The following is a 12,729-nucleotide window of genomic DNA, read 5'->3' as shown; positions in this document are numbered from 1 at the left end:
GAGGGTCACGTCGCCGGGCCGAGCTGTCCCGGCAAGGATAGAGCGATGATCAACAGTGTTGTCATGGTGATCGCCCCGGCGATGCCTTCGGGGTCCTGCTTCCGGTGAGTGATCGACGGGTGACGTGAGTGCGATCCTCATGTTTGACTACGTCGATGGGGGCAGAGGTTCGGCTGTCGATTGACTGTGGTGGTGCCAGCACTGTGGCGGTGCTGGCGTGGGCCGACGGTAGAGCGTCGGTGCTGCCGTTCGATGGCATGCCGTTCTTGTCTAGTGCCGTGTGTGTCGATGGCGGCGGTCGGGTGTGGACGGGTCAGCAGGCGTGGCAGGCCACCGAAGACCAGCCGGCAAGGTTGGTTCCGAGCCCGCGTCGTCCCGCCGAGGGTGAGCTGGTAGTCGATGGTGCGCGGGTGGAGGCGGTGCGGGTCAGGCGTGGACCGGGCCGGTCGGTCATTGGGCGGCGCGGGGTTGGACTCGGGCGGTGTGACGGGCGGTGGTTCATGGGACGTGGGCACCTTCCAAGGGCAGCCCAGCCCCACACCCACAAGGTGTGGGGCTGGGCAAACGGGCGAGAGATGCTGGTGACCAAACGACCGGCCGTGTTGGCCGTCCTCCTTCGAAGGATTCGGGGGCCGTTGCGGGGTGTCAGCGCCGTCAGCGGGGCCGGTCAAAGCGGATCACCAGGTGCGGGAAAATCCCGCACTAAGAGATACAGATTTCGGCGCACTTTTGGACTCCAGGTTGTGAAGGCGCAGCTCAGCAACGGTGCGCCGGGTCGAATGCGACGGTTGTCGTGGCCTCGGCGATCACAGTGGCGTGCTCGTCAGTTAGTGCCCCGCAGCGGATCGCCGCGGCGAGGCGTTCCTCGGCCCGCGAGCGTTCCTTGGCCACCGCCCAGTAGCCGCGACCGTGGCGTTCGGCGTAGTCGGCCACCGACACGCCCTCCAACCGTGTGGCGCCGATCAGCTCCGCGTCCCGTGCCGTGATGACCCGGGCCGCGACCGCGCGGGCCAGCACGACATCCGGGTGCCCGCCGCCCGACGACGGCACCGGCAACTCCACCGGCGTGCGCGGCTCGGCGGCGCGCAGCGCGGCACGAGCGGCGGTGAACGTGGCCGACAGCAACCGCTGCACCACCCTCGGCCCACCCAGCTTCACGCTGCCCAGCGCCGCGACGAACGCGGTCAGTAGCTCGGCCTGCACATCGCCGGAGAAGCCGCGCAACCGGCGAGCCGCATGGCGCAGCCCCGGTAGGGCCACCCCAACCGCACCGACTACCCAGGCCGGGCCGTCGGCGCGGGCGCGGCCGATGAGCAGGCACCACACCTGGTCGCTGGTGGCGTGCCCGCAGGAAGGGTGCATCAGGATCGCCGCCAACTCAGACAACGGAATCCGCCGCGCGGGCAGCCCCCCGCCGAGAGTGGCGCCGTCCACCTCCAGCGGCTGCGGGCCGGTGGTCAGCAGGCGCAGCGCGTTCGCGGCGACGTTGAAGGGCTGCTCGCCGCGCACCAGACGCGGCACGTCCAGACCAACGGCGGGCACGGACGATAACGCGGTGAACATCGCTGTCCGACCCGGCACCGCACGCCTTCTTGACGACTCCAGACGCGACCAGCGTTCGATCGTGTTCAACCCCTCAACCGGGGGCGCGCACGGTGCAACACACTCGATAGACCCGTTCAGCCCAAAGAGCCGATCTTGTCGCAGGGATCGTGGCCCCCCATCAACCTGAACAGTGATCTTGTTATAGGCCACCGTGATCGTGTTACAGGTGACTGCGGCCAGCCGGGCGGCGCCGCCGGCGCTCGCAGTCACACAGAATCACCGACCGCGCGGGATTTTGACCCGCAACTTCAACCGATTGATCTTGCTGAAGGCCAGCCCTCGACACCCGATTCCCGAAAGTCCCATCCCCAAGGTCGTGCGGTCTCGCAAGCAAGGTGTCAGCAGCGAGAGCACACCGCGCGACCGCCAGCGGGCCGGGCCACTGCAGCGTTAGAGACGTTTCCCGGAAGCGAACGTCACCACGCGTCAGCCCGCCTCCGGTCGCCCGTCGAGCCACCGGCGCAGGTCGTTCGCCTCTGCGGTGCAGCCAAGACCATCCAGGACATCGACCCGCGTCCGATACGCTGCGAGTAGCAGTCCGCCGAACACCTGCGGTAGCCGCTGCACTAAGGGCCGATAGAGGTCGATGGACTCTGTGACCGACTCCAGGGCTTGCCGCAAGTTGAACTGCGCCTTCACACACACCCAGGCGTACATCCACAAGGATCTCGCCCGATCGGAGAGAAGAGCATCGGAGTTGGCCTCGGCCAGCCGACGGTAGATGCTGACGGCCTCCTCGGCCGGGGTCAAAGCCTGCTCCCACCGGCCCAGCCTCGACAGGCGGATACCGAGATTGGTCAACGACCTCGCGAGGTTGGGCCGGTAGGCGTCCGGGTTAACCTCCGCCAGCCGACGGTAAATGCTGACGGCCTCCTCGGCCGGGGTCAAAGCCTGCTCCCACCGACCCAGCCCCGACAGGCAGATACCGAGATTGGTCAACGATCCGGCCATGCCGGGTAGATAGGCGTCTGGGTTAGCCTCCGCCAGCCGACGGTAGATGCTGACGGCCTCCTCGGCCGGGGTCAAAGCCTGCTCCCGCCGACCCAGCCTCGACAGGCGGATACCGAGATTGGTCAACGACCTCGCGAGGTCGGGCCAGTAGGCGTCCGGGTTAACCTCCGCCAGCCGACGGTAGATGCTGACGGCCTCCTCGGCCGGGGTCAAAGCCTGCTCCCGCCGACCCAGCCCCGACAGGCAGATATCGAGATTGGTCAACGATCCGGCCATGCCGGGTAGATAGGCGTCTGGGTTAGCCTCCGCCAGCCGACGGTAAATGCTGACGGCCTCCTCGGCCGGGGCCAAAGCCTGCTCCCACCGACCCAACTCCGACAGGCGGAGACCGAGATTGGTCAACGACATCGCGAGGTTGGGCCGGTAGGCGTCCGGGTTAGCCTCCGCCAGCCGACGGTAAATGCTGACGGCCTCCTCGGCCGGGGCCAAAGCCTGCTCCCGCCGACCCAACTCCGACAGGCAGATACCGAGATTGGTCAACGACTTCGCGAGGTTGGGCCGGTAGGCGTCCGGGTTAGCCTCCGCCAGCCGACGGTAGATGCTGACGGCCTCCTCGGCCGGGGCCAAAGCCTGCTCCCGCCGACCCAGCCTCGACAGGCGGATACCGAGATTGGTCAACGACATCGCGAGGTTGGGCCGGTAGGCGTCCGGGTTAGCCTCCGCCAGCCGACGGTAAATGCTGACGGCCTCCTCGGCCGGGGCCAAAGCCTGCTCCCACCGACCCAACTCCGACAGGCAGATACCGAGATTGGTCAACGACATCGCGAGGTTGGGCCGGTAGGCGTCCGGGTTAGCCTCCGCCAGTCCACGATAAATGCGGCCGGCTTCCTCGGCTGCGGCTAGAGCCTGCTCCCACCGGCCGACGTTGGCGAGGCGGATGGCGTGGGTGTTGTGTAGGTGGGCACGGGCAGCGGGGTCGATGGTGTGGGTCAGACGGTGCCGGGTGAGGGTGGTGGTGATGACGGCGGCGGCGATGTCGAGGTCAATATGCCGACCGGCGGGTAGCAGAGGTTCGAGGGCTTCCAAGACGGCCGGCTCAAGGCCAGGGATGCCGGTCAGCCGGGTGAGGGTGGCTCCTCCGGCCGCGATCACCACCTGCGGATGTGTGAGGATCAGCGGATACAACACCTCGGTGGCGATGTGCGGCCAACGGTAGGCGGCCTCGACGAGAACGGTGACCCCGTGTGCGGCCCAGACCGGCGCAGACCCGCCTGCGGTGAGCAGGGCGGTGACCGCGGTGGGGGTCCAGTCGCGTGCCAGCCGGCTACCGTCATGCCCGGGAGTGGACAGGGCGATGAGGTCTTCGCCGAGCCGGTCGGGATGCAGCGGCTCGAACACGGTTCGGGCGTCGGCCGGCGGGTAGCAGACGCGGTGGTCGTCGATGATCTGGTCCGCTGCCGTGCCACTGTCCGAAAATCGGGCCTGCGTGAGTGCTTGTCGGGCGTGTGGGCGGGCCAGCGAACCGGTCAGGGTCGCGGCGATGACAGCGCGGTGCAACACCTCCGGCGAACTGGACACCGGCGCCTCGCTACGAGCGTGTAGCTGCTGCCAGTACGCCTGTTCCCGGCGCAGCAGATACTCAGACACCGCGCCCGGGTCGGTGGGTGGAGCTTTCCCATCCTGGTGCGCGTCGACTACGGCCAGCGCCGCCATGTGTACCGCTAGGACCTGCCCGAACCCGTCGGCGTCCAGGTCCGGCACCGGCCAACCCGCCTGCGGTGTCGCAAGGCCCTGCGCGGCGGCGAACCGGCCAGCAGCGGCGGTAAACAGGTTCGCACGGTCATCAACGCTGTCATCGGCCAGCGGCGGCAGCCGCATCCCACCGGCTTCGATACCAAGGTCGCTGTCGGCGCGGTCGGCCACCGCCGGCCACCAGTAGCCATCCGACCTGGCCAGCAGCAGGACCCGCACCCGCACCCCCACCTGCGCGTGCAGATCCCGCAACTGAGTAAGCAAAGCTAGCAACGCCGAGGCCGGCCACCGGTCGGCGTAGTCCACCACCGCCAGCACCCCACCACCAGATAGCCCAACCTGCGACACCATCCCGCTGGTAGCAGCCGGGAGCGGGGATTGGGTGACCCGCCACACCATCCATCCAGAGGCGGCGCACTCGATACCAACCTGCCCGGCGAGACGGGTCTTGCCCTGCCCACCCGTCCCGTGCACCAGCAACGCCGCAACCGGCTCGCCACCATCCATCCAGCCAGACAGCCGCTCCAGGGTGCCCTCACGACCGGCGAACGGCACGATCTGATGCTGGGCCAGCAACAAGCGACTCGGCTGCGCCCGCGCCCGCTCCACATTCACCGGCACCGGCCGAACATCAGCCACCGCGACCCGGTACGGCGGCCGATCCCGACTGACCACCACCTCCCCGCCAGCGCCGTAGACCTGCACAACATCACCGAAGACCACGCTTCGGGTCACCGACTGTCCACCGCCCGGCGGCCTCCACCAGCGGGTCACCGATCCACCTCAACATCGCCGCTGACCTCACCGACCTGCTCCACCGAACCCGCAACCGACGACCGCATCAACGACTGCCCACCCCCATCTGCACCCCTCGCCCCCAACGGAGGAACCGGCCGCCCGGGAGCCCCCGAACCCGGAGACCCGCATGACGCGGCCGAGTCGACCCTCACATCACCACCGACCCCACGAATCTGGGTAACCCCACCACCCACCGCCGCATCGACCACCTGCTGCCCACCCGCCTGCCGGCGGGCACCCACCGCCCCAACCACCGCTACACCTAAACCCGCCAGACCAACGAACAGCCCAAACACCCCAGCCCACCTGCTCGCATCATCCAAACCCTGCACGGCCAGGAAACCCCCCACCCCAGCGACACCCAAACCCGCAACGACCGCCGCCACCCACCCGCGCACCCGAGCCCCATCAGCCATCACACCATCATGGACGACTCCGGCCACGAAGCTGCATCACCACACCCCTGACAAACTTCACCGGCGCGGCGGTCCTGCGCGCCCCGGGTTCGATGTCCAAACCAGCCTCGAAACCTGTATCTCTATGTGTCAGCGCTCGTCGGCGGACACGGCCCATACGCCCCATGCCGCAGACCCAGACCCCCCACACCCGCCCTCCGGCACCCGTCGCCCTGTTACTCACCCCGACCCACACCCGCCGACCCACCAACCCGGCCGGACGGCCGCTACCCGACTGGTACGGCATCCACCCCGACCACGTCGCCCACCTGCTCGCCCGCTACACCCGCCACGGCGACACCGTCCTCGACCTCGACGGCCACCCGACCGTTACCGCCGCCGCCGAACACCTACACCGCCGACCCGGCCTCGCCGTCACCAACGGTAAACACCCGCACGTGCGGCCCGAAACCCTCGACGGACACCCGGCCCGCAACACCCGCCCTGAAGCCGGACTCGTCCTAGCGACCCTGCCGAGCCTAGATATCGACAGCCGCGACCCGAACGACCTCAGCCAGGCCATCGGAGCCTGGCAGACGTTGCTGCGTCCCGGTGGCTTCCTCCTCGTCCTACTCACGACCGGACCGCAGGTGAACGCGTGCGGGCACCGCTCGGCGGTCATCGGCGCCGCGCGCGCCGCCGGGCTGCTTTACCACCAGCACATCCCGGCGGTCCTGGTTCCGCTGCCCGAGACCGAGCCACGCACCGGCGCCCGACCCGCGCCCCGCCCACCACTGCACGCCGGGCGCCACGTACGGGCACACCGAGACCTTCTTGTGTTCGCGTCGATGACTCCGGAGGCCGCCAATGTCTAAGTTCTCGTCAACCGATCGTCCCGTCACCGGCTGCTCTGCCACAGCCGAGCTACTCGGCCAGGGCTACCCCGGATCGGTGTGGGCGACCGGGCAGCAGCCCTCCCGAGAACTACGCAAAGGCCGCTACACCCCGGAATCGATCACCCACCCCGGCAAGATGCTTCCCACCATCGCCCGCTACGCCATCACCACCTACACCGACCCCGGCGACACAGTGCTCGACCCGATGGCCGGCATCGGCACCACCATGGTCGAAGCCATGCACCTCGACCGCCACGGCGTCGGCATCGAGTACGAACAGCGATGGGCCACCCTCGCAGCGGTCAACCTCACCCTCGCCGAACGACGCGGCGCCCCCGGTACCGGACGGGTCTACACCGGCGACTCCCGGCAGCTACCCGCCCTGCTGCCACCACAGATGCACGGCAAGGTCGCCCTCGTCGTCACCTCACCGCCATACGGGTCCTCCACCCACGGCCAGGTCCGCACCCCCGGCCCCCGACACGGCAAGATCCAAAAGGTTCACCACCGCTACGGCACCAGCGACAACCTCGCCTACCGCGACCACGACACCCTCGCCACCGGTTTCACCGACATCCTCATCGGCTGCCGAACCGTCCTACGACCCGGCGGACACCTCGTCATCACCGCCCGCCCCTACCGCCGCCACGGCGAACTCATCGACGTCCCCGGCATGATCGTCGCCGCTGGACGCACCGCCGGACTCGAACTCGTCGAGGAATGCGTCGCCCTCATAGCCGGCGTCCGCAACGGCCGGCTCATTCCCCGCGCCTCCTTCTTCCAAATCAAAAACGTCGGCGACGCCATCGACCTCGGCGACCCACAGTGGCTCGTCCAGCACGAAGACGTGATCGTCTTTCGGGTCAGCCAGCCACGGAACACCCGGCGCGACTCCATACACAGCAGGCACGCCCCCACCACCATCCACCCCGATCACAGGCTTGATCCCTCCACCCCCGCCCGGATGGATCGACGGGCACACCCGGCGCACCCCGCCACCGCCAACACCGGCGACGGCAGCGCCACCCACACCCGGCCCCACCCGGGCCGGGACACCGAAAGGACACCCCACCCGTGCCCGCCCTACGCACACCCCACACCGGGCATCGAACAGCCCGACACCACCACCGACCGGCAACCCACCGCCCACGACCGCCCGCGCCGACCGACCGATGGGCCCGACACGGCAGGCCGGCGATGAACGCCTCGACCGCCGCCGGGTGGCAGCCCGACCCACTGCTGACCATCGACGACGTCGCGGCCTGGCTCGGCAAACCCAAAAACACCCTCTACGCCTGGCACAGCCGAGGCAAAGGACCACGCGCCATCCGCGTCGGCAACACCCTGCGCTACCGACGCACCGAAATCGAACGCTGGCTCGACGCCCACACCGACCCGGAGCGCTAACTCATGGCCCGCCCCCCACTACCCGTCGGCACCTGGGGTGCCATCCGCACCGAGAAACTCGGACCCAACCGGCACCGCGCCCGAGCCCGATTCCGCGACTACGACGGCAAAACCCGCGACGCCGAAGCCACCGGCGCCACCGGCCCCGCCGCCACCCGAGCATTGCAGGCCAAGCTACGTGACCGCATCGCACCCAACGACGACGAAATCACCCGGGAGACTCGCATCAGCAGACTTATCGAACTTTGGATCGAAGAAATCACCAGTGAGGAACGAATCGCACCACAGACCGTCCAGCGATACCAAACCAGCACACGAACAGCCATCCTGCCCGCCCTCGGCGACCTCCGCATCCGTGAAACCAGCGTCGGGCGTCTCGATCGGTTCCTGCGCGACATCGCAAGAGACCGTCCCTCAGCAGCCAAAGGCGTCAAGGTTGCCCTAGTATCCCGTGATTCTGATGGGTTTACTTGGCGTTGTTGTCGACGAGTTTCTTGACGCTGGTCTGTACGAGTTGGACTTTGGCAAGGATCTCCTCGGCGGTGGCGGTCCATTGGAACGGGCGGGGGTTGGCGTTCCAGGTGGTGATGTAGTCGCGGATGGAGCGGATCAGGACCTGGACGGAGGAGAAGGTGCCGCGGCGGATGGCCTGGCGGGTGATGATGCCGAACCACGTCTCGATTTGGTTCATCCAGCTGGAGCCGGTCGGGGTGAAGTGGAAGTGCACGTGGGGGTTGTTCTCCAGCCAGGCGAGGACGTCGGGTGTGGTGTGGGTGGACAGGTTGTCCAGCACCACGTGGACGTCCTTGCCCTGGTGTGGCCTGACGGCCTTGCGTAGGAAGGCCAGGAACTCTTCGCCGTTGCGCGACGGGCGGCACTCGCCGATCACCTCGCCGGTGGCGATGTTCAGGGCGGCGAACAGGTTCGTGGTGCCGTGGCGGACGTAGTCGTGGGTGCGTTTCTCGGTGGCGTCGAACTCGATCGGCAGCAGCGGCTGGGTCCGGTCGAGGGCCTGGATCTGGGTCTTCTCGTCCAGGCTGAGCACGACCGCGCCGCCGGGCGGGTCCAGATATAGGCCCACGATGTCCAAGACCTTCTGCGCGAAGGCCGGGTCCCGCGACAGTTTGAACGTGCCGGACCGGTGTGGTTTGAGTCCGTGTTCACGCCACAGGTTGGCCACCCAGTGATGCGAGACCGGCACCCGCTCGGTGCGGGTGACGTAGGCGGCCATCTCCCGGCTGGACCAGTGCGACAGACCGGTCTCGGTCGGCGGGCTCATCCGGGTCAACGCAAGCACCCGCGCCCTGATCCGGGCCGGCACCTGCTCCCGTCCCCCGCCGGGCCGCTGGCTGAACAGGCCGGCGGCGCCCTCGGCGGCGTACCGGCCCAGCCACAGGTCCACCGTCGGACGCGACACCCCGGCCAACGCCGCGATGTCCTTCTTCTGGCGGCCCTCGGCATTCCACAACACGATCCGCGCCCGCGCCCCGACCGCCGCAGACACCTCACCACTGTTGATCAATGCCCGAAGCTCGGCCCGCTCGTCCGACGTCAACTCCACCCCACCAGCGAACCACACCCACATCACGTAAAGGCAACAGAATCACGGGACACTAGGCCAGATGTTCGCTCTGGCCGTACGTCACGGCGCGATCCCAACCAACCCAGTCCGCGACACCAGCCGAATCCGCAAGCCTCGCCGTAAGGTCGTCGCCCTCACCGACCAAAACCTCCAAACCGTCCGGGCAGCAATTCGCCAATGGCAGCAACCAGTACCCGGCAAACCCGGACCGCGGCACACCGGCGACCTAGCCGACATCGTCGACCTCATGCTCGCCACCGGGGCCCGCATCGGGGAGATACTCGCCCTACGCTGGGAAGACCTGAACCTGGCCGCCGAACGTCCCACACTGACGATCTGCGGCACACTGGTCTTCGTCAAAGGCAAAGGCTTCTTCCGACAGCCCTGGACCAAAAGCGACGCCGGCTACCGAATGATCACCCTGCCCCGATTCGCCGTCGGCATGCTCCTAGCCCGCAAGGTCATCGCCGCTGACAACCCTCACAACGCGATCTTCGCCTCTCGACGCGGCACCTGGCTATCACCCAACAACGTTCGCCGGCAATGGCGCCAAGCCCGCGCAGACACCGACCTCGCCTGGGTCACCCCCCACACCTTCCGCAAGACCGTGGCCACTCTCATCAAGGAAGAAGCAGACACCAAAAGCGCCACAGCACAGCTTGGGCACTCCAGCGAAGACGTCACCGACACGTACTACATCGCCAAACCCCTCCAAGCACCGGACGTCTCCGACGTCCTCGAGCGGCTCGGCGCTGACCACGGGCGGACGTCCCCACACCGCACGACGCACGACGCACGACGCACGACGCACGACGATGAACATGGATGACAAACCTGGTTGCCGCCCCCAGTAATCGGGGGGTTTCCGGGGGACGGCTCACAATCTCATCGAAGAAAGTCGAAGCCCTGACCAGCATCTTCGCTGGTCAGGGCTTCATTTCTGTCGGGACGGCCGGATTCGAACCGACGACCCCTTGACCCCCAGTCAAGTGCGCTACCAAGCTGCGCCACGTCCCGATGCTCTCGCCGGCTTCCCCGCGACAGCCGGTACAGCCTACCGCACGATCTTTCCGTTGCCCGTATCCACCCCTCGGTGTCAGCACCCACCCTCCCGGTCAGGCCGGGAGGGTGGGTGGGCTGACAGTTAGCCGTGGGCTTTGCCGCGACCGCCGGGTCCGACCTTCTTGCGGGGGCGGACGGAAATCTCGATCGGGCTGCCCTCGAAGCCGAACTCCTCCCGGAGTTTGCGCTCCACGAATCGCTGGTAGCCCGCGTCCAGTGGGCCCGTGGTGAACAGGACGAACCGTGGCGGCGCCGCTCCCGCCTGGGTGGCGAAGAGAATCTTCGGTGCCCGTCCCCCGCGCACCGGGTGCGGGGTGGCCTGCACCAGCGCGGTGAGCCACGCGTTGAGTTGTGCTGTCGGTACCCGGGTCTCCCAGCTGGCCAGTGCCCGCCGGAGCGCCGGAGCGAGCTTCTCCACCGCGCGTCCGGTCCGGGCGGAGAGGTTCAGCCGGATGGCCCAGGGAATGCGGCGCAGTTCCCGCTCGATCTCCCGGTCCAGGTAGTACCGACGGTCGGCGTCCACCAGGTCCCACTTGTTGAAGGCGATGACCAGGGCCCGGCCGGTATCGGTGACCATCGACAGGATCCGCTGGTCCTGTTCACTGATGACCTCGCTGGCGTCGAGCAGGACCACCGCGACCTCGGCGGCCTCGATCGCGGAGGCGGTACGCAGGCTCGCGTAGTACTCGGTGCCGCTGGCCTGGCCGACCCGTTTACGTAGGCCGGCGGTGTCAACGAGCTGCCAGGCCTCACCGCCGATGTCGACCAGGCTGTCCACCGGGTCGACGGTGGTGCCGGCGACCGCGTCAACGACTGCCCGGATCTCCCCGGAGAAGCGGTTGAGGAGGCTGGACTTGCCGACGTTGGGCCGGCCGACGAGGGCGACTCTACGGGGGCCGCGCGGACGATCCTCGACGATCTTGGGTGCTTCCGGTAGCCGGTCCAGGATGAGGTCGAGCAGTTCGCCGGCGCCCCGGCCGTGCAGCGCCGAAATCGGATACGGCTCCCCCAAACCGAGCGACCAGAGCGCGGATGCCTCCATTTCGATGGAGCTGTTGTCGGCCTTGTTCGCCACCAGGATCACTGGCTTGGCGCTGCGGCGCAGCATCTTCACCGCCGCCTCGTCCACGTCGGTGGCGCCCACCACCGCGTCGACCACGAACAGCACCACGTCGGCGGTGGTGATGGCCGACTCCGCCTGGGCGGCGATGGCGGCGGCACGGTCCTTCGCATCCGGTTCCCAGCCGCCGGTGTCGACTACGGCGAACTGTCGGCCGTTCCACTGCGCGTCGTATGGCACCCGGTCCCGGGTCACCCCGGGTACGTCCTCAACGACGGCCTGCCGACGCCCGATCAGTCGGTTTACCAACGTCGACTTTCCCACGTTGGGCCGGCCCACCACGGCCACCACCGGCTGCGGGGCCGTGACCTCCTCGGCGTCGAGTTCAGGGGCGTCCCACCCCACCCAACCGGTTGGCTCGCTCATCGACCCACACCCCGCTCAGCCAGCATCTCCTGCATCCGCGCGACGACCTCGTCGATGCCGAGTTCGGTGGTGTCCAGCACCACGGCGTCCGGGGCTTGCGTCATCGGGTCGGCCTTGCGAGTCGAGTCCAACCGGTCCCGGCGGGCAAGGTCGGCGGCGGTCTGACCCACGTCGGTGGCGTCCTCGGTGCTGCGTCGGGCTGCCCGGGCGGCCGCGGACGCGGTCAGGTAGACCTTCAGGTCGGCGTTCGGGGCTACTACCGCACCGATATCGCGCCCCTCGATCACGATCCGACCGGCGGTGGCGGCGAGGTCCCGCTGCCGGTTGACGAGCATCGAGCGGACCGCCGGTACGGCGGCCACGGCCGAGACCGCCCCGGTCACCTCGGGTCCACGGATCTCCACCTCGATGGGTACGCCGTCGGCGGTCACGCCGTATCCCTCGGGATCGGTGCCGATGCCGAGCTCGGTTTCCCCCGCGACCTTGGCCACGGCCGACGGGTCGGCCAGGTCAACTCCGGAGCGGAGGACCGCCCAGGTGACCGCCCGGTACATCGCGCCGGTGTCGAGGTAGCGGGCGCCCAGGGCGATCGCGAGTCGCCGGGAAACGGTGGACTTACCCGAACCGGACGGCCCGTCCACAGCGACCACGCAGCGCCCGGTCCGTACGTTTTCCTCCACCGCAGTCCTCCTCAGTCCGTACCTCGCGGGTCCATACCCGCAAGCGGTGTCCGCCCGCCGACAATGATGCCTGGCACGGTGCGCTCCCCTGGTGCCGCACCTCCGGGAGCGACCG

The 12,729-nt window shown here is 68.3% G+C and carries 9 protein-coding genes, 1 tRNA gene and 1 pseudogene; 5 read left to right on the top strand and 6 right to left on the bottom strand.

The features are described 5' to 3' along the window. Window positions 1–756: 756 nt before the first annotated feature. On the bottom strand, window positions 757–1,563 hold the full coding sequence (locus SALPAC4_RS0119530; RefSeq protein WP_019871760.1) for a hypothetical protein: 807 nt from the start codon (window positions 1,561–1,563) through the stop codon (window positions 757–759). Between the two features lie 468 nt (window positions 1,564–2,031). Further along, window positions 2,032–5,043, bottom strand: a complete 3,012-nt coding sequence (locus tag SALPAC4_RS0119525; protein ID WP_223874794.1) for a tetratricopeptide repeat protein — start codon at window positions 5,041–5,043, stop codon at window positions 2,032–2,034. Between the two features lie 643 nt (window positions 5,044–5,686). Between SALPAC4_RS0119525 and SALPAC4_RS0119520 the strand changes: the two genes are divergently transcribed. The 4 genes and pseudogenes from SALPAC4_RS0119520 to SALPAC4_RS26850 form a co-directional block, all read left to right on the top strand. Then, the gene (locus tag SALPAC4_RS0119520; protein WP_019871758.1) at window positions 5,687–6,376 is read left to right on the top strand and encodes a hypothetical protein; all 690 of its coding nucleotides are present in this window, start codon (window positions 5,687–5,689) and stop codon (window positions 6,374–6,376) included. Next, window positions 6,369–7,598, top strand: coding sequence for a TRM11 family SAM-dependent methyltransferase (locus SALPAC4_RS0119515; protein ID WP_019871757.1), 1,230 nt, complete (start codon window positions 6,369–6,371; stop codon window positions 7,596–7,598). The genes SALPAC4_RS0119520 and SALPAC4_RS0119515 overlap by 8 nt, the downstream gene beginning before the upstream one ends. Further along, window positions 7,595–7,804, top strand: coding sequence for a helix-turn-helix transcriptional regulator (locus tag SALPAC4_RS0119510; RefSeq protein WP_018724371.1), 210 nt, complete (start codon window positions 7,595–7,597; stop codon window positions 7,802–7,804). Before SALPAC4_RS0119515 ends, SALPAC4_RS0119510 begins: the two co-directional genes overlap by 4 nt. A gap of 3 nt (window positions 7,805–7,807) precedes the next feature. Next, window positions 7,808–8,248, top strand: a pseudogene (locus SALPAC4_RS26850) (site-specific integrase); the annotation flags it as partial. Between the two features lie 22 nt (window positions 8,249–8,270). Here SALPAC4_RS26850 and SALPAC4_RS0119505 read toward each other — a convergent pair. Further along, window positions 8,271–9,365, bottom strand: a complete 1,095-nt coding sequence (locus tag SALPAC4_RS0119505; protein ID WP_027644775.1) for an IS630 family transposase — start codon at window positions 9,363–9,365, stop codon at window positions 8,271–8,273. Between the two features lie 61 nt (window positions 9,366–9,426). Between SALPAC4_RS0119505 and SALPAC4_RS0119500 the strand changes: the two genes are divergently transcribed. After that, entirely contained in the window at window positions 9,427–10,215 is a 789-nt protein-coding gene (locus tag SALPAC4_RS0119500) for a tyrosine-type recombinase/integrase (RefSeq protein WP_019871755.1), read from the top strand. 114 nt (window positions 10,216–10,329) lie between these two features. Here SALPAC4_RS0119500 and SALPAC4_RS0119490 read toward each other — a convergent pair. The 3 genes from SALPAC4_RS0119490 to cmk form a co-directional block, all read right to left on the bottom strand. Next, window positions 10,330–10,403: transfer RNA gene (locus tag SALPAC4_RS0119490), tRNA-Pro, on the bottom strand. Window positions 10,404–10,530: 127 nt separating this feature from the next. Further along, the gene (gene der / locus SALPAC4_RS0119485; protein WP_027645083.1) at window positions 10,531–11,934 is read right to left on the bottom strand and encodes a ribosome biogenesis GTPase Der; all 1,404 of its coding nucleotides are present in this window, start codon (window positions 11,932–11,934) and stop codon (window positions 10,531–10,533) included. Beyond that, the gene (gene cmk, locus SALPAC4_RS0119480) at window positions 11,931–12,614 is read right to left on the bottom strand and encodes a (d)CMP kinase (RefSeq protein WP_019871753.1); all 684 of its coding nucleotides are present in this window, start codon (window positions 12,612–12,614) and stop codon (window positions 11,931–11,933) included. Before cmk ends, der begins: the two co-directional genes overlap by 4 nt. Window positions 12,615–12,729 lie beyond the last annotated feature (115 nt).

This window comes from Salinispora oceanensis, assembly GCF_000383575.1.
Taxonomy (GTDB): domain Bacteria; phylum Actinomycetota; class Actinomycetes; order Mycobacteriales; family Micromonosporaceae; genus Micromonospora; species Micromonospora oceanensis.
Note: the sequence above shows the minus strand (reverse complement) of the source record. Positions and strands in the feature narration are given on the sequence as shown.